General features: G+C 55.1%; 11 protein-coding genes. 6 read left to right on the top strand and 5 right to left on the bottom strand.

The window, feature by feature from the left end; all coding sequences use genetic code 11:
- Positions 1-143 precede the first annotated feature (143 nt).
- Together KF886_10145 and KF886_10150 are read right to left on the bottom strand one after the other, a co-directional pair.
- Positions 144-788, bottom strand: a complete 645-nt coding sequence (locus tag KF886_10145; GenBank protein ID MBX3177711.1) for an O-methyltransferase — start codon at positions 786-788, stop codon at positions 144-146.
- Between the two features lie 1291 nt (positions 789-2079).
- A complete protein-coding gene (locus KF886_10150; GenBank protein MBX3177712.1) occupies positions 2080-3621 on the bottom strand; it encodes a YifB family Mg chelatase-like AAA ATPase in 1542 nt (513 codons plus the stop codon).
- 97 nt (positions 3622-3718) lie between these two features.
- Between KF886_10150 and KF886_10155 the strand changes: the two genes are divergently transcribed.
- The 6 genes from KF886_10155 to KF886_10180 all read left to right on the top strand — a co-directional run bounded on the left by KF886_10155 (position 3719) and on the right by KF886_10180 (position 16250).
- Entirely contained in the window at positions 3719-3964 is a 246-nt protein-coding gene (locus KF886_10155) for a helix-turn-helix transcriptional regulator (GenBank protein MBX3177713.1), read from the top strand.
- 180 nt (positions 3965-4144) lie between these two features.
- On the top strand, positions 4145-5302 hold the full coding sequence (locus KF886_10160) for a DUF4338 domain-containing protein (GenBank protein ID MBX3177714.1): 1158 nt from the start codon (positions 4145-4147) through the stop codon (positions 5300-5302).
- Between the two features lie 114 nt (positions 5303-5416).
- Complete coding sequence (locus KF886_10165; protein MBX3177715.1) at positions 5417-8311, top strand: hypothetical protein; 2895 nt, start codon at positions 5417-5419, stop codon at positions 8309-8311.
- A gap of 28 nt (positions 8312-8339) precedes the next feature.
- Positions 8340-9413 (top strand): hypothetical protein, encoded by a 1074-nt coding sequence (locus KF886_10170; GenBank protein MBX3177716.1) that lies wholly within the window; start codon positions 8340-8342, stop codon positions 9411-9413.
- Between the two features lie 31 nt (positions 9414-9444).
- A complete protein-coding gene (locus tag KF886_10175; GenBank protein MBX3177717.1) occupies positions 9445-14997 on the top strand; it encodes a DEAD/DEAH box helicase in 5553 nt (1850 codons plus the stop codon).
- Entirely contained in the window at positions 14997-16250 is a 1254-nt protein-coding gene (locus KF886_10180) for a PD-(D/E)XK nuclease family protein (GenBank protein MBX3177718.1), read from the top strand. Before KF886_10175 ends, KF886_10180 begins: the two co-directional genes overlap by 1 nt.
- Before the next feature lie 387 nt (positions 16251-16637).
- Here the strand turns inward: KF886_10180 and KF886_10185 are convergent, their stop codons facing one another.
- From KF886_10185 to KF886_10195, 3 genes are all read right to left on the bottom strand, one after another.
- Complete coding sequence (locus tag KF886_10185) at positions 16638-17660, bottom strand: DUF932 domain-containing protein (GenBank protein ID MBX3177719.1); 1023 nt, start codon at positions 17658-17660, stop codon at positions 16638-16640.
- Between the two features lie 128 nt (positions 17661-17788).
- On the bottom strand, positions 17789-18289 hold the full coding sequence (locus KF886_10190) for a crossover junction endodeoxyribonuclease RuvC (GenBank protein ID MBX3177720.1): 501 nt from the start codon (positions 18287-18289) through the stop codon (positions 17789-17791).
- Positions 18290-18300: 11 nt separating this feature from the next.
- Complete coding sequence (locus tag KF886_10195; protein MBX3177721.1) at positions 18301-18675, bottom strand: hypothetical protein; 375 nt, start codon at positions 18673-18675, stop codon at positions 18301-18303.
- Positions 18676-18797: the final 122 nt, after the last annotated feature.

The following is an 18797-nucleotide window of genomic DNA, read 5'->3' on the forward strand; positions in this document are numbered from 1 at the left end:
ATCATTACTAGTACGCGGACTAGAATTCGAACTCCCTACTTGGTACGCTCCATACATTTCCGAACTCGTACGAAAAACGCGGCCGATTTCGTGAAGAAGTCGCGAAATGGCTTGAACTCTGCGTTGAGAGATGCTGGCACTGGTCATTTCGAGTTCAACGCTAGAAATAATCCATCTCTGACTGGGAGGAGAACTGTCAGAAAATCTCCACCCGAACGAAGGTAGGAATTGAATTCGTGCGTAAGACATTCCCACTCTTTCCTCGGGCGCGTGACATTTCCGCCAGCTAACGAATTGTCGATGACTAAGATTCCGCCTTGAGCAACAGAACTGCAGATATGCTCGTACCTTCCTTCGTAGTCTTGCTTCCGGCCATCTAAGAAGATAAGGTCGAACTGCTTGAATTCTTGATTTTTCAACCACTCCACGCCCTCGGCGTGAACAACCTCGATAAGCCCGTGTGAGATAAAGGAGGAAAGGTTTTTCTGAGCGTTTACGTAGAGATGCTCATCAACCTCAACCGTCGTAATCTTTCCACCGGGTGGCATGGCAGATGCCATCATGGCGGCCGAGAAGCCCGTGTATGTGCCAATCTCTAGTACCTTTTTGGGTCGCAATATCGTGACCAATAGGCGCAATAGACCTCCGACTATAGGCCCGATCAACATGTGATGATCTTCTTGTTCAGCTTTCGTGCATGCGAAAATGGAATCCGCTGTGCGTGGCAAAGGCGTCGTCATCGCTATGCAATAGGCGATGATATCGGGAGGAATGTATTCTGGTTCCATGCGAAAGCCTTAGTGTTTGTCAGTGGCATCGAATTCACTCGAAAACGACGAAGGTCTTATGTGTCCATCAGGAACACCTGACCGCTTTAGGAGCGCAGCCCAAATATGCTCATCGCTACAATCGGAAGTGCTGGAAACTATTATGTTCGATGCGATTCTTAAAAGGTGTCGCCGACCCCGCTTGAACTTAAGCCATTGGACGAGTTTCTCGGGCTTGATGTGAGGCACCGGGATTCCCATCACCACCCATTTTTCAATAAAACCCCAACCACGTGGCTGCTCTCTTTCGCCCAACAACTGCTCTAAAGTCCTCGACAGCTGCAAACCCTTGGTATGTAAATCTACGCAAAGCGCATCTGCATTCTTAAAAAGACGAGGCCAGCTTGACTTTGCTCGGGTCGCTCGCATGAGATCTGGACGTAGCTCGAACGCTTTCACAAGAATCTTCTCAGGGTCGCCTCCAGCCGTAACTGCGAGGGAATTGACCAGACGTTTCAATATTCCTCGATATCCGACTGTATCCACAAGAGATGATTTCTCCCCATTCTGAAGGCCAAGTTCGTTGAGCATGTGCGTCGTAAGCGTATATGCACGTGCTCGGGATACGGATGGCAAATATGCAATGTCATTATTGGACGCTAGCGACATGTAGACCAACATTCGAACTACTGTACTTAAGAGTTCAGTCGACTCGGGGGTCCAAGGTTGATTACTCCGCGTCAAGTGTAAGATCTGTTCTCTTAGTTCTGGACGTGACAGAACAAACGCAACAGCTTTAGCCGACATGTCGTCGTCTGTTCCCAATTCGGTTTCTGGTATGCTTGTACCTTGGACCAGGAGTTCGTGAAACGTCTGATCTGGATTATACTCATTGACAAATTGAGGCACTAGCGTCGACGCGGGTGACATTGACACCGTTTTCAAATACCCAAGTTCCTTGCTAAGTGTCGAAGCTGCTTGACGACACGCAGTTTCATAAGCTGCGGGATCAATATGTAGCCGTCTGATAATCTCGTTCCGCGATGTGCCAAGGCCAAGTTCATTGAACTTACTCGCTATATCTCGTGATATTGGATAGACGGGGCCTTCCTGGGCCGCAACGTACCATAGGGTATCGACTGACAAAAGCTCACCAATGAGCCGAAGAAAATTGACAACATCATCACCGCTTTTTGCCTCTCGGCAAATACAGCGGCTTGCTGAATGTAAGTATGTATTGTCAATAATCCGGTTCAGCATTCTTCTTCCAGTCGATAGAAAGATCGGTATGAGCTAAATAACAGTTGGAATTTTAAACGGTCACTAGTGCTCTGTCTAAAGAACGGTACTGCACCGCCTCCCCGATATGTGACTCCGAAATCGTGTCTGATATAGATAGGTCGGCAATGGTCCGCGCCACGCGAAGCACCTTGTCGTAGGCGCGGGCGCTGAAGCCAAACTGATCCATCGCGCTTTGGAGGAGTTTCTCGGCTCCCGATTCCATGTTGCACGTTTCGCGCACGGCTTTAGAGTCCAGGTGAGCGTTGCAGGTAAATCTGCCGTCATATCGTGCTCGTTGCCGGTCTCGCGCCTCCTGCACCTCGGCCCGAACCTCGGCGCTGGTCGGACCGCTCGGCCGCTTGTCGGAGATTTCATCGTAGCTGAGCGCGGGCACATCGACGTGAATATCGATGCGGTCAAGCAACGGCCCCGAGAGACGGCTCATGTAGCGCTGAATTTCCCCGATGGAACAGCGACATGGTTTCACCGGATGCGACCGGTATCCACACGGACACGAGTTTAAGGCGACGACAAGTAAGAATCGTGACGGGAACGTAATCGAGTACATCGCGCGCCTGATGTGGACCATGCCTTCCTCAAGCGGTTGGCGCAGCACTTCCAACGCGCCGCGATTGAATTCAGGCAGTTCGTCAAGAAACAGCACGCCGTTATGGGCCATGCTCACTTCGCCCGGCATCGGACGCTGGCCATGTCCGCCGCCGCTGATGGCCACCGTGGTGGCGGTGTGATGCGGCGCACGAAAGGGACGGTGGGTGACCAGTTGTTTTCCTTCGCTGAGCACCCCGGCCACGCTGTAGACCCGCGTGGTCTCCAGCGCCTCTTCAAAGGTCATATCAGGCAGGATACCGGGCAGCCGGGACGCGAGCATCGTCTTGCCGGTACCGGGCGGGCCGACCATGAGCAGGTTATGGCCGCCCGCCGCAGCAATGGTCAGGGCACGTTTGACGTGGGCCTGACCTTTCACGTCGCTCAAATCACGGACATGGCTTCGCCTGTTGTGAAAAAGGCCCTCAATATCTGTCACGAACGGCTCAACATCAGCCGCACCCGACATGAAAGCTGCCGCATCAGCCAGCGTCTCAACCGGAATGACTTGGATGCCGGGTACCACTCCGGCTTCCTGGGCGTTGTCCTTGGGAACAAGGATGCCCGAAAGTCCCTGGTCCCGCGCGGCAATCGTCATCGGCAGCGCCCCGGCAACCGGCCTGACCATGCCGTTGAGCGCCAACTCGCCGACCACGGAGTATTCCGAAATGCGTCCTTCGCCGATCTGCTCGCTGGCGGCCAGCAGCCCAAGGGCGATGGGCAGGTCCAGCGCGCTACCTTCCTTGCGGATGTCGGCCGGGGCGAGATTGACCACGGTAACGCCGCGTGGCACGCGATATCCCGAATTGCGGATGGCAGAGTGGACGCGATCCTGGCTCTCCTTTACGGCCGCATCCGGCAGGCCCACGATGGTGAGCTTGTTCATGCCGGGATAGTTGTCCACCTCGACGGACAGCGGTATGCCGTCGATCCCGAAGATGGCGCTCGATTGGACCCGCGCTAACACCGATGAATTGCCCTCGTTGGCCTCGACTTCCGGCCCGACCTTCGCGTTGGCTTTGCGTCGCACATTTCGGATAATATAGCACATCGAATAACCGAGAATGGAATCGCAGCCAATGGCAGACCGTGACATTCCGGCGCTGGTCAAGCGCCTGCGCAGTGCCATGGGCTTGACGCAGGAGAAGTTCGCCCAGGAACTGGGTGTGTCGTTCAGCACGGTCAACCAGTGGGAGAACGGCCACCGCCGCCCGCATCCGTTCCTGCTCAAGAAGCTGGAGGAATTGGAGGCGGGACTTGCTTCAAGCAGCAAGAAGGGACGAGAGTCTGATCGGGCCGGTAATAGTTGACGATCGAGGAATGCAACACGTGTACGTACAATACCAAATATACTTTAGTCTCCTCGCCACGATACGCACTTCGCCGGATGGGAGACCAGGCCTCAAAATGCACCTCTCACCTTTGTGGCGTGTACAGTCGGATTATCAGAATTATACGTCCGCTCACACGTTTCGGCGGGAGTCCAAACGGTGAGTTCCACTGCTTCAAAACTTCGCAAGACATTGCATGCCCACCTCACCGGAATTGGCTTCAAAAAAAACTGCAAAGGCTATTACGTCGAAGGGGCGCTGACCAAGGACCGCATTCGTGATCTGCACGCGGCACAGCGGCAGCAGATTCTAACATCAAACACTCAATTTGTCGAGCAATACTGGGATGAACTGGCAATCCACTTTGCAACTGGGAGGTCCGTGTGTCCGGAAGCAATTGAGCCCGAGTTAGTTGAAGTTGCGGCCGACACGTGCGAATCTCGTCTATTTCGACTGGCAAGTCTATTGTGGTCGGTACCCGTGTCTCAAGGGTTTGGTCGTCGATTGCGATTCTTGGTGCGTGATCGCCAGAACGGCTGTCTCATCGGTATCTTCGCTCTAGGTGATCCGGTCTTCAATTTGTCGGCACGCGATCAGTGGATCGGCTGGACCCACCAGGATCGGATGGAACGACTGGTACATGTCATGGACGCCTATGTGGTCGGCGCTGTACCACCGTACTCCGGTCTCATCTGCGGCAAACTCGTCGCGGCCCTCATCGGGAGTAACGAAGTCAAGAAGATGTATGAATCCAAGTATCTCGGCCGTGCCGGAGTCATTAGCGAAAAAGAGAATCGCGCACGTCTAGTCCTGGTGACGACTACTTCTGCGCTGGGTCGTTCGTCCATGTACAATCGTTTGGCCATTCCGGGGGGACCCCAATTTCTGAGGATTGGAAAGACAAAGGGTTATGGTCATTTCCATCTTACAGGTGATGTCTTTGGCATGATGAGGGAACTGCTCGAAGAGCTTGACCATCCTTACGCATCGGGACACCGATTTGGTATGGGTCCCAACTGGAAGATCCGCGTCGCACGGGCAGCTCTGGACGAGATTGGCCTTAATAGCGACGCCATCCTCAAACACGGCATTGAACGCGAAGTGTACACGGTGCCGCTGGCAGAGAACTGGAAGCAGATTCTGCTGGGCGAACATCAGAACGTGCGTGCTCGCGTCCTACCGGTGTCGGAGATAGCCGGATATTGCCTTCATCGCTGGATAGTCCCACGAGCATTGCGAGACAAAAGTTACAAGCGGTTTGCGCGGTGCAGAATTCTTGAACGATTGAACCAAAGCGGTTCCAACAACGGTGGGTGAACAAGTGATTCAACAGGCCGTACAACAATGTCATTAGTGGGAGCCATTCTAATACGTTAAACACTTGGACTGGGACACCGGATTGTGGGCGGGTGTCAGCCTTGGGTGCAGCCAATGACAAGCGACTTGACAACATGGCAGGAACATCTTGAGCATCATTTCGCGGTGCTGCGCGATGTGCGTGGAAAAGTCGCTCCCGATCAGCCTGTGTTTGCACTCGAACATGGACTAGCGGACCAGCAACTTGACGCACTCTTTGCTGGATTGCGCGGTCACGTCGCGAACAATTGCCCCTTAGACAGGCATCACTTGGCTTGGGTTGTGTACGCCGCTGAATTTGGTTACATCTACGCTGGCGATGAGTACTGGCAAACATTTGAGGACAACACCCCCGGCTGGACGCGCTTCGGTGACAGGAATTTTATCCGGCGGTGTTTTGCTGGTTTCCATAGTAAGTATCATGGTGCCAGGCCGACAGGAGCCTGGGCAAATCATTTTTCCATCATCTGTTGGCCGATCACGCACGCGATTTTGCCGCGTGACATGCAAACATACCTGGCGGAAGTACTCTATAATGTTCGCCATATCCTGTCGCAAGAAACCCTTGAATCACCCCGCCTATTGGGGGAATTGGTCGCCGCTCACGGCTGGCGGACCTCGTCACGCTTTCAGCAACTTCTACAGGAACCATTGTTAGTCGGCCAAATTGCCGCAGCTCTTCTGATGGAGGAAGATAATGATTCGCGAGCACTGATATTGCCTGATACGCTCGCCCGCATCAGTGGCGACCTTGCCAAGGAACAACGCTCCCGCAATTGGCTGCGCAGCGCCAGGGAGATAGCGCGAGACAAAATCGCCTTTCATCGCCTTGGTAAGCGTGCAGGCAGGGGTATTGGACAATCTCCAGAAGCTACGCCGAATCGCCAGGGGGGCGGATCCCATGTGATGAGTCTGGAACCGCGTATCAGCTTGCGACAGGCGAGCAACAATACGTGGGACGTTTTTCTCGAACTGCCCGACTTATCCAGCTTGGGATACCGGTACCCCAAGTTCCTGGAGATTCTGACGAACACCCGCTTTTCCGTTGTGGGATCATCGGGCCGCCACTGGCCGGCTGTCCGTCTCCTTCACTCAAGACAACAAGTTCAATTGAGAAAATGGCCCGAAGCAGCCGAGAGCTTGATTTGTCTGGAGCGATCGGCACCTGAACTTGAGTACTTACTGGCAACCGAGTGCGCTCAACGCCCCGACGCGATGTGGGCATTCAAGATTGCATCTGATGGATCAGCCGGAGAGGTCAGCCGCACCTTCATACGGCCTGATTGCCAGTATATCGTTGTGTGTACCGACGGCCGCGAGATTCCGTGCAATGATCTTTTCACGCGGGTGAAGATTTCTTGTGAGGGCATTTGGGCTGTCAGAATTGATGTACCTCCGGTTATTGACGCACAACTGGCAGCAGACCTGCGTTATCTGGAAATTAGCTATTCACGGACAACACACGTCTGGCCGGTTGGATTGATACCCTCACGTTGGGACGGCGAGGGGCGCGCCGAGTGGCTGACTACCGATCATGCCTGTATCGCCCTCCGCGCCGATCATTCAGTGGAAGGTTTTCGTCTGGCTTTGGAGGACGTGACGCTGGATGTGGTACCAGATGATCCCGGTGCGCCGGTGTTTGTCCAGATTCCCGAACTCGACGTAGGGACTCACCATCTGTATATTTCGGAGATCACTAACGGTGAAAGCAACACGCGCAAGTCCGAAGTTCTTGAAATCCGGATTCGGAATCCTCGCCCGCCTTCGTCTGGCATCGGTGTCGATGGAGCATTTCTTGTACTGATGGACCCGGCGCAACCGTCACTGGAACAGTTGTGGCAAGGCAACCTGAATTTGGAAGTACTCGGTCCGCCTACCCGTCAGGTAACCTTTTCCATTCGGTTGTATCGCAAGAGCGATCATCGCCCCATCCTTCAAAAGGATCTACCGCCAGTGGACCTTCCGTTGCGAGTGAACCTCTGGCGTGACCACTTCTTCCGCCATTTTTGCGAAAAGTCCGATGTTCAAAACGCCTATGACGTTGCCCACATGTGCGAGGTTAGAATCAGTGCCCGCGAATTGGGTGTCTATCGGTTTCAGGCGGAGCGCGAGTTCACGGCGTTGCGTTGGATTGTTCATCGTTCGCGAGATCAATACCGCCTCGAACTGCTTGATGACCGAGATACAGCGACGCAACCAGAAGTCTTGTTTTATCCGGTTGAAACTCCAGATTGCAACGAAATGATTGGAATCGACGTACTGTCGCGAACAGCCAGTCAGACGGCCCGACCTGGGCTGTACGTTGCACGAGCGGATGAACTGGAACGTTGCGTGATAATACCTCCACTGATCCGGACGCTTGGAGATTTGGCGGTGCATCACACCTTGAGACGCTATAGTCGCAATGTATCAGATATCAAAGTGACTGTATGCTTGGCGATGCGATGGAAATCTGCTCGGGTCACTGGAGACATTTTCTCGATCAGAATTCAGAGAATTGTGGTTGAGAGTCTCTTTCGCCAAACTCTCTGTCTGGTATGTGGCGAGCGATGGGCACAATTGGAACGCGAGTTAGTGACTGATCGTGTCGCAGATCCCTTGAATCTAGCGTGTCGAACCGTCAATAGCCGTGCCGAGCGGGAGTTGCTCAATAGCATCGCCACTCGGATTGACGACCAGTGTCTTGAAGAAACCGCAGACCCTATTGGTGTGTTAGCGGTTCTCAGCCAGCGTCACCTCCACCTTCCGGCACCACAGTTTGATGGCGGAACCGTAGTTGACAACTCTCTGCGAGTGGCAGCGGCTTTCGCGCTTTACCTGGCTTCATATGGCGCGATCTCATCGGAATTGCCGGAGGGTTCAATTGACAAATATATCGCCTACCTTATGGATGCGCCCGGTGTGCTCCGAGCAGCAAGATTCATGGAATTATATCGCTCCAGGGTCGCTCCAACCACGGCATTAGCTTAAAGACTATACGAGGCAAAGTGACATAGTGATGAAAGTCGTATCGATTGCCGAGATCCATCGCCGCTCTGTAGAAAGCCTCCGACTTGATGCGGACGCACTTGACCTTACATCGGTGGAGGTTGTCGCCGCGACTATCCGTCGGGCTGCAAGCTTCTATTGTCCTTGCCCGATGCGAACCTTGGGAAGTGTGGTGGTGGGAGCACATCGCGGCATCATCGATGATAGCGAAGCGTTCGCTCGCACTGTGGACGATACGATTGAGAGTCTTGTTGCGTACGGAGATCTTCTCGAACTGGAAGAACCAGATTTAGATGATGCGGCTGTCCGGGGCAGGACGCTTCTGTACTGCGCTCCGCCCTGTTGTGTCCCACGGCTGACCGGGAGCCTACTTCTACTGGGAATATCGGCGGATGGAGTGTCGTCCCTGCCGAATGATCTTGAGGCGAGCATCGAATACTCGGGGCATTCTCGCATTCTGCAAACCACAAACGGCGATGATCTTGAGCGGCTGAAGGAACTCGGTTTTCTGGAACTCTCTATGGACGCCTGGCTTCGATCACCCGCCAAAGGGTCTCCGGAACAATTCTTGGTTTCGATCAATGAGCAATTGAGAACCGTCAGTGCCGCCGGAGAGATCGCAGCTTTGCGTATCATAAATCCAGATTCCAATGTTGACTTCTACCGGGGCCGATGGGTTGAGCCGACTAACGAGTGCGGCAAGTTTGTCGGACGAAGGCCCCAGTTGTACGGAGCGGACATCTGGTGCTACGTGGAGTTGAAGGATGGGCAGCCCCTGCAGTTGATTGACTTGCCATTGGCCCGAAGTAAATGGCGAGGCTGTGACGATGCCTGGTTGATTCAGTTGGCACTTGACGCTGTTCGCGGCAACCCCCAAAAATACCTTGTACGCCGCGGCCCTCCCGGGACAACGATAGTTGACTTCTTCTCGCCGCTTCCCATGTGGGCCAAACGGCGACTGGATGCGATGGGTGAAACGGTTCCGCCTATGCGAAGCCTGTTTTCGTATAAATTCAGGGATGACGAACTGGCTGAGGAGGCCGACTTTTTGCAGAAACGGCTTTGGCTGGCACCGGCTTGCTGAGGGCCTAACATTCCAAGACAGGAGTTGAACCGTGGCACTGACGATTGGGGAAACAGTTGAGCAACTTCACGCGGCCCTGCGCGATTATATCGAAGCCACGTATCACATTGGCCACCCATCGCTGGTCGAACAGAGACGGCAGTTACTTCAGCAACCAGGCGTAATCTCTCAACGTCCGTATATTGAGAGTACACCACGGTACAGGATTGGCGAGCCGTTTGAGAATCTTGGCCTGCCAACTCCTGTTCTCGATGTATTCAGCTCGTTGGCAACCGCTTCAGACGGACCGATCTTGATCCACAATCCGCCCTATCACCACCAGGCCAAAGCCATTCAGAAATCCTTGCTGGAAAACCGGAGTCTGGTTATAACAACAGGTACGGGTTCCGGTAAGACGGAGTGTTTTCTTCTTCCGATTCTTGGGAAATTGGCGCAAGAAGCTCATGAACAGGGTCGGGCTTTTGGCAGCATGGCGGCAACCCGCGCGCTTGTCCTTTATCCCATGAACGCTTTGGTAAACGATCAACTTGGGCGACTACGCGTTCTGTTCGGAGATGATCGCATCGTGGACCAGTTTGTTGACTGGTCGGGCCGACCGGCGCGCTTCGCTCGCTACACAAGTCGAACGCTTTATCCGGGTGTCAGGACTGTTGATAAGGATCAGTTGCGGCTGAAAGCCATCGGTGACTTTTATGTACGATATTTAGAACTTGCACAGGGGCCAGATTCCGAGGAGCAACGAGCCGCCAAACGTATCGTGGACCAACTCAAGACTCGTGGTAAATGGCCAGCAAAGCCGGACCTACTGGCTTGGTATGGACGCAAGGGTATGCGTTGGCAGGATACCAAAACTGGAGAGTTTAAGCGTTGTGTGACGCTTGCCAACGATCCAGAACTTCTGACGCGTCACGAGGTTCAAGAAACTCCGCCAGACATACTTGTCACGAACTATTCAATGCTTGAGTACATGCTCATGCGGCCAATAGAACGACCCATCTTTGACCATACCCGAGACTGGCTAGAACAGAATCCCCACGAGCGTCTTCTGTTGGTTCTGGATGAAGCCCATCTCTACCGCGGCGCAGCTGGCGCTGAGGTCGCGCTCTTGATCCGTCGGTTGCGGGCGCGACTCAATATCCCGCAGGATCGACTGCAGGTCATTTGTACTAGCGCCAGCTTCTGTGACCCTGCTTATGCGTCGCAATTCGGTGCTCAATTGACTGGTAAAGACCGCCGCGAATTCGAAACAATCGAGGGTGAACTCGCTCTCAGTGAAGCGGCTGGAAAGGGAAGTTCTCGCGATGCCGCCGTGCTCGCTGATTTGGATCTCGATAGCTTCTATTCCGGTGAAACTGATGAATCGCGCGTGGCGGCGGTTCAGTCCCTGCTTGACTACCGAGCCGTCAATCCCAAAAGTGACCTTCCCTCCACGCTCCATAGTGCCTTGAATGAGTTCCCGCCAATGGGGGAACTCATTAACCTAACCATGAAGGCAGCTGAACCCGTTTCCGAGTTGCACGGCAAGATTTTTCCCGACGCTGAGCCGGAAGCGGCAAACAGGGCAGTTACGGCTCTGGTGGCTATGGGAAGTCTTGCACGAAAGACATCCAACACACCGGGTTTGTTGCCTTGCCGTGTTCACGGTTTCTTTCGAGGTCTAGCGGGACTCTGGGTCTGCATGGACCCCGGATGTAGCGCGTTGCCGGAACACCGCCGCGATGGCCCTTGTGGCAGGCTCTACAGCCAGCCGCGTGATATCTGCACTTGTGGATCTCGGGTGCTCGAACTCTACACCTGCCGCAATTGCGGAGCGGCATATGCCCGCGCATACACTAACAATATTCTTGAACCTGATTTCCTATGGGCGGAGCCCGGTGGCGAGTTTCGCACCCACACCGGTATGTTTGGTGAACTAGAACCTCTGGACATGCTTCTCGATGCGCCAGTGCGCAATGACATCGAGCCAGCCGATTACGACCTGATCACTGGACGGCTAAACCCAGGAGCTTTGGGAACCCGATCTCGTCGAGTGTTCTTACGGGGGGAACGTATTTCAGCAGGAGATGGTGATGTGGACACCGGCCACACCGCGCAACGGGGTGAGTTTGTACCTTGTGCGGTATGCGGTGAATCTGCGGCGTATGGTCGGTCCTCTGTACAAGACCATCAGACCAAAGGCGATGAGCCATTTCAGGCACTCATTAGTAAACAGATTCAGGTACAGCCGCCAAACGCTACGCCTCCAACGCGCCTCGCCCCCCATCGCGGACGAAAAGTCTTAATCTTTTCCGATTCTCGTCAGACGGCTGCACGCCTCGCCCCAAATCTTCAAACCTATTCGACAAGGGATGTCTTACGGCCGCTGATCGTGGTTGGCTTTGATCGCTTGCAGCGGTCGGCCAGTCTCGCTACATTCCTTTCGCTTGAAGATCTTTACCTAGCGGCACTCATTGCTGCCGAACTTCTGGGCGTGAGACTCAGACCCGAACTTAAGGGCGGTGAGAGTTTTCATGCGCGAGATAAAATCGAGGAAAGACTAGGTGCCGGCGCGTTGTTCGATGATAATCGCATGCTTGAACTGTTAATGGAAATGCGCGGTGAAACTCCACCGCAGTTTTTGCTTCGGGGTATGGCATCATGCCTTACCCACCGATACTACAGCTTGGAATCATTCGCGCTTGCATCGATTGTTGAACGCGCCTCGCACCGTGAAGCAATCTCCGATCTGCCCGACATCCCAGAAGTGGCGACGACCCCAGAGCAGAAACTAGCGCTGGCGCGTTTGTGGTTACGAAGCTGGCATCGATCCGGGTTCTGGCTCAGCCGGATGCCATCATCCTGGTGGATGAATGAAGTGAAACCGCACTCCGGCAAATTCGCAACAATAGAGAATTGGCTTGACACCAAAGATGCCCGGAAACTGTTTAACCGCGATTGGCTGGAAGCTCTCCTGCACCGTTTTACGGAACCTATTGCACAGAATAAGTATCGTCTGAAGGGCATTGAGTTGAGTTTGCTTACCGGTGGGGAGTGGTCATACTGCCAACTGTGCCGGACGACACAACGCCCGTTTCCGGGAACTGATCGATGCGTAAATTGCCAGACACAAAACGCGCGCCAAATCGATCCCGCTACCGATCCGGTATTTGGCGCGCGTAAAGGGTATTACCGGTCAAGCACCATGGAATCGTTGCGCGAACCTCCTGATCCGCCGCTAGCACTCATTGCTGCCGAACATACCGCCCAACTAGGCGCGGCTCAGTCAGATGAAGTGTTTTCAAAGGCCGAGGAACATGAACTCCTTTTTCAGGATGTGGAACTGGGTCGTGACGATAAGGGGCAGGAACGCCCGGCAATTGATGTCTTGTCGTGCACCACAACGATGGAGGTCGGTATCGACATCGGGACGTTGTCGGGAGTATCTCTCAGGAACATGCCCCCAGCGCGCGCAAACTATCAGCAACGTGCCGGTCGTGCCGGTCGGCGAGGTAATGCGGTTGCTACTGTCACGGCGTTTGGTAGCGCTGACAGCCATGACGAGCACTACTTCAGTCATCCCGATGAGATGATTCGCGGAGAAGTCCAAGATCCGACGCTGACGCTGAACAACGCGGAGATTACTCACCGCCACGTCACCGCCTACCTCTTGCAGCGCTACCATCAACATAAGCTGCCCAACATCAGACCCGCCGATCAGCCACACCTGTTCGCAGTGCTCGGTTCGGTATCTGACTTCAAGCGAAAGGATACACTACTTAATCGAGATGATTTCGCTTCTTGGATGCGCATTCAGGAGTCCGCCCTCCAGTCAGAGATTGCGGGGTGGCTGCCGCGCGAGCTTGAAGCATCCGATCGCGAGTCTCTTCTGTCCAATTTAATCTCCCGCACACTCTCAGATATTGATGGCGCTATTGGCATCGATTCCACCGATGGCACCGATAGCGAACGCGACGGTGCTGAGGGTACGGAGCGCGAGCCAGCTGAGTCGAATGGCGAAGAACAGCTAGAAGTGCCGGAGGAAACTGGCGAAGAACAGACCGGCAGAGATCCCGGTTCTGAAAACCTCCTTGATCGCTTGCTGTACAAAGGCGTACTGCCGCGTTATGCGTTTCCGACTGATGTTGCAACTTTTTATGTCTTCAATAATGAGCAATCGACGCGCTTCAGGCACGTGTATACGTTTACCCCCTCACAGGGCCTTCCCGTGGCGCTCTCCCAGTATTCTCCCGGCAAGGAAGTATGGATAGCGAGTAAGCTCTGGACAAGTGGGGCGATATACTCGCCCGTCCGATCCGAAATGTACGATGCCTGGGCGCGCCGTCGTCTCTACTATGAGTGCACATTCTGCCGCTACGCATGTACACGAGAACTCAATGACGGCTCGCGCGGGGAATCACTCGATTGTCCTGCCTGTGGTCGGTCAGCAACGCTGGGACCAGCGCGACCTTGGTTGCGTCCGCCCGGATTCGCCCACCCGGTGGAACGTGAAGAGGGTACGACACCTGATGACCAGCCCGCGCGAAGCTATGCAACGCGCGCGAAACTTACAGCCCCCACGCCCGCAGAGCCGGATCGTTGGACCACGCTCAATGACCGGTTGCGTGTCCACCACATGCGCCAGCACCTGCTGGTGACGAACCGAGGGCCGCGACAGGATGGGTACACCTATTGCACGCGATGTGGGCGAATCGAACCTACTGCCTCGGCGTCAGGCACTGTCGGCGCTGCGCACCGTAAGCCGTATCCAGATGACCGCGTACCAACTTGCCCTGGCGGTCGCGCAAGCAGCGGTATAGTCCTGGGAACTGACTTCATCACGGATGTACTGCTGATTTCGCTACGGGTCGCTGACCCGATATCGCTTTCGGCTGGAGTGCTCGCAACTGACGTGGCACTGCGAACTATCAGCGAAGCTCTTTCAAAAGCTGCTTGTCAACGGCTAGGACTAGAGGCACAGGAATTACAGGCCGAGTACCGTCCGGCGTTGACGGAAGCTGGTAGGCTTGGATTTGAAGCCGAGATCTACATGTACGATACGCTTCCAGGCGGAGCCGGGTTCGTGCGGCGAGTGGGCGAGGTGGGACTTCAAGTCTTCAACGACGCACTTCAGATACTTGAGTTCTGTCCGGAGGTCTGTGACCGGTCATGTTACCGCTGTCTGCGCAGTTACAAGAACAAACTTGAGCATGAGTTGCTTGACCGCCAGCTTGGTGCCAGCTTGCTGCGCTATCTCCTGACGGGCACCTACTCGATGTCAGATGTGGGACGCTTAAATGCCTCTACCGACCTGTTGTATGAGGACCTCTCGCGTCAAGCCATAGGCGGTATTAGCGTGAGTCGTTGGCATCAAGTCACTCTTGAGGATGGTTCCCACGTTGCCGTCCCAATATATGTGACTCGTAGCGATGGCACGGCGTTTGCCGTCGGGCTTCACAGCCCACTTACGCCAGATGACCCTCACGACGATGTGCTGCGAGATCTCAAGGAGTATTCATCAGTCTTGCCGGTACTGACAGTTGATGAAATCCTAGTGCGCCGAAATTTGCCGCAAGCCACGCACTTCGTACTCTCACGGATCGTCTGATGCCAGGGCGCAATGTGCCAGACAACATGTGGAGAATTGTTGAACCGTCACACTGGCCCGACCCAGCAGCATGGAATTCCTTTTCGGCCTTGCTAAGGTTGGAGCAGTGTCCGCGACGGTGGGCGCTATCAAACGCAAGCTACCCTGGCTTGTGGGATGGCAAAGGATATCCCCAAAAGCTGCACCTAGCGGCAATCGAGGGAACAATCGTTCATTCTACCGTGGAGGTTTTGATAAAGCACCTAGTCCAGAAAAACTCCGTGACGAGAACGGAGACCGGAATCACGCAAGTATTAAGAGAAATTGGTGGATACACCCGTTTAGTTCAAAGCCAAATCGATGTCGCCCTCAAGCCATTTAACCAAAATCCCCGGACGGTCACACACATAGACCGTATTCGACAACAGTTGATTGCGAAGCTTCCAGAGCTGCGATTTCAAGTGCAGACATTTGTTTCGCAACTGAGTCCAGTGTCAGGCAGACCGAAGCCATACCAGAGTCTTCCTGGTGGCAATCGAGAACACGGCGCACTCCCCATTGGCGCGCACATGGAAGTGACACTTGAGACACCAGAGTTGCGTTGGCGGGGAGTCGTGGATTTACTTGTCCTGTCAGAGTCATCCGCGGAAATCACTGATTTCAAGACGGGGGAAATAAAGAGTGAACATGAATTCCAGATACGAACGTACGCACTGCTGTGGATGAGGGACAAGAAACGTAACCCGCATCAGCGAGTGGTAAGCAGACTTCTTATCTCATACCCGACGCGAAGCGTCGAGGTTCCGGTCCCGACGGATTCGGAACTTGCGTTGCTGGAGGCTGAATTGCGTTCGCGTACGGAAAGTGCGCAAAGTGAATGTGTCCGGCGACCTCCGAGGGCGAGACCTGATGAAGACGCCTGCAAGTGGTGCGAGGTGCGGCACCTGTGTGGCGAGTACTGGGAGGCATTGCGAGACTGGTTCCCTACCACTCATGCTCCGGACCAGGTACGACACGACATTCAACTGCGCCTGACAAGTAGATCAGCACTTACTTCTTGGACGGCGATTGTGGAGGAGTCATCGAGTCTTGAGCGAGAAGCACTAGTCACAGTTCGATTTCCCCTGGACGATTATCACGAGTTTCAAGAAGGTCAATCCTTGCGATTGCTGGATGTACACATTTCTTATGTCCAGGGAGTAGATACGACTGACATCCCGGCGATCAGCGTCGGCGTTTCGAGTGAAACTTTCGTTTATGGAGATGGGCCATAGAGGCTGAACTCAGGCTCGATAATGAGGCAAAAATTAAAAGACCCCATTGTAATCAGGTTTTGATACGGATGGGGTCTGTTCGCCGATTGCGATCCTATTATCGGCGCTCGGGGAAGTCCACGTAGTATTCCCGTTCCAGGACTTCCGGGAACTCCTCGCGGAGCGCGTCCACGTCCAGTTCCGGACGGTGACAGTCGAACGTCGTGCCGTCATCAAGGTTCAACACGATTCCAATGGTGTGGATGTCGTTTGAATAATCGACGCCGACAATCCTACGTCCGACTAGCGAAGTACGGATTCCCTCCAAATGTGCAGTGCCTTCCGGCGAACGCATGAACCGTTCAAGGTCACTCATGTCACTGGCGTCACCCATTACGCGGCCCCCGGTCAGACGGCCAGCGCCAGAATTTGCGACGCCCGCATGTCAGCCTGCGTCCGGTCACCGGCGAATTCGATGCGCTGCGACAGGCGCGTGAGCGCATCGACCACCGCAAAGATGGTGAACGCGCCCTGGGACTTGGCGACCCGAATGGCCTCTTCCGCCAGGCTGCGGTTGATGCCATACTGCCCCAAGAGTTTCAGGGCGTCCTCATCTTCGGTCCCGAAGCGTTCGCGCATGGCGTTGCGGATGACTTTGACGAAACTGTCACGTCGTTCGTCACGTTTCTTGGTCAGGTCGTGCAGGATGCGCCGGATGTTGTCGAGGGCCTCGTGGACGTTGGTGGTGTGTTTGCGCGTGAAGTCCACGACTTCCACGGCATCCCAGACAATATGGTTCTGGCAGACTGCCTGAAACCAAAACGTCTGCACGCCCACGGTGCGCCGTCCGACTTCGGAATTCCAGAGAAAGAATCCCGGTGCGAACGACTGGCCGTCAATTTCCGCCCAGCCGGTCGGGTCGATGAGGAAGGCGAACATGTCCTGCTCGCCGCAGTACAGGCCCGTACCGCCACCCATCGCTTCCTGCGCGCCCTCAAAATCCGTCGTGAATTCCAGAGCGAGCGCCAGCACGTCGGCGTTGAAGAGCCGGGTGTAGCTGACGCCATGGACGGACCGGACCTGATGGTCCAGGGTGAAGACCTGCAAGGGCTTGGTGCCGCGCGGCAGGGTTTCCTCGAACACGAGGCTGGCGGTACGTCCGGTCAACTGGTTGACCGTGTCCTTGCTGACGTTGGCGAGCTTGCACAGTTGCGAGAAGCTCCAGTCCGTCATCTCGAAGGGTTCGTCGTTGGCCACCAATGTCAGGTGACCGTTCTCGGGTTCGGTGCGCACGTCCACGGGCGCGTACCACCGGGTCAGCGATTCCTGCTTCTCCTGGTGACAGTGCTCCCAGAGTTGCGACAGCGTGTTGAAACGCTCGTCAGGATTGCGTCGAAAGAGCTGTTCGTGTGCTTGGGTAAGGTGCGTCATGGTTTGATCCTTTCCGTGTCCTACGTTGCGGTTTTTTGGGGGACACACCATCGGTCCCTCCGTATCAATGACGCGGGCCAGGCGTCACCGCTACGCAGGAACCGAACGGATCGAACGAGGTGATATGGTTATTGGTCTTTGAGCGCCAACAGTCCGACCGCGACCGCGTCGAACATGTTGGAGTGATGAAGACTCTTCCAGCCCCGGTCGCGTAATAGGTACGCCTTGAGTTCGGGGTAGCGGTACACGACCATCTGGGCGACCTGCTGCTTGGTGGCCCAGCCGTATCCGGTAACGGACTTTTTCACAGTGCTTGGCGCGTAGGCCAGGATCTTCAGATTCGCCCGGCGGCCGAGATAGAGGATCTGCCGGTAGTACAGGTTGAGCAACACCGTGCGCGGGGTACGTTTGGAAAACACCGCCCGCTCGACGGCCAGCACGTTGGGCTTGAGCGTCGTGATCAGTCCGAGCACGGCCTCACGGGCTTCGCGGAGGTTTTCCCTAGGTGGACGATCTTTGGCGAAGACCTTAACGCCGTGGTAAAGGAGCTTGCCGTCTTGAAGCAGCGCGTAGCCGGTCTTTCTGGTACCGGGGTCGAGGGCCAGAATCCGGTGGGTTGTCTTGGGCATAGTGATGTGGGTTATGAATCAAAGGGAAAATCAATGGAGTTGCCGCCATGCACGTGCGTTATCATGAACGCGGCGGCGTCAAAGATGCTGAACCGATAGTCCTCGCTCATCCAGGGCTTGCGCAACGGTGGCAGGTGCCGCATGAGCGCCGGAAAGCGGAGTGTCACCGCGGCTGCGATCTGGACCTTCGTATTCGCGCCGTCCTGGGCAAACGCTGTTTTGACAGCAGTGGCCGACACCGTATGTACGTTGATGTCGAGTGTCTTCGCCAGTTTGCAGACGGCGCGGGTCAGCCGGACGGCTCGACCGCGCCGGCGACAGCCCGGAGCGTCCATGTCTTCGGCGACGAGGGCATGCGGGGCGTGGAGGCGAATCAGCGTCCTCACGTGTGCCAGTTCCGGGTCGTCGGGCTTGTCTCCTGGGCGCACTCGTTTGACGCCCCAGTCGATGAGACGATGAGGTCTTTCGAGTACGACAAAGCCAACCCCCCGGTTGCATAGATCAATTG

Source organism: Candidatus Hydrogenedentota bacterium (assembly GCA_019637335.1).
Lineage (GTDB): Bacteria > Hydrogenedentota > Hydrogenedentia > Hydrogenedentales > JAEUWI01 > JAEUWI01.

Bases quoted from the DNA above. Each gene is read 5' to 3' on its own strand.
- KF886_10190 (MBX3177720.1), bottom strand. From the start codon at position 18,289: ATGCCCAAGACAACCCACCGGATTCTGGCCCTCGACCCCGGTACCAGA.
- KF886_10165 (MBX3177715.1), top strand. From the start codon at position 5,417: ATGACAAGCGACTTGACAACATGGCAGGAACATCTTGAGCATCATTTC.
- KF886_10155 (MBX3177713.1), top strand. From the start codon at position 3,719: ATGGAATCGCAGCCAATGGCAGACCGTGACATTCCGGCGCTGGTCAAG.
- KF886_10180 (MBX3177718.1), top strand. From the start codon at position 14,997: ATGCCAGGGCGCAATGTGCCAGACAACATGTGGAGAATTGTTGAACCG.
- KF886_10170 (MBX3177716.1), top strand. From the start codon at position 8,340: ATGAAAGTCGTATCGATTGCCGAGATCCATCGCCGCTCTGTAGAAAGC.
- KF886_10145 (MBX3177711.1), bottom strand. From the start codon at position 788: ATGGAACCAGAATACATTCCTCCCGATATCATCGCCTATTGCATAGCG.
- KF886_10185 (MBX3177719.1), bottom strand. From the start codon at position 17,660: ATGACGCACCTTACCCAAGCACACGAACAGCTCTTTCGACGCAATCCT.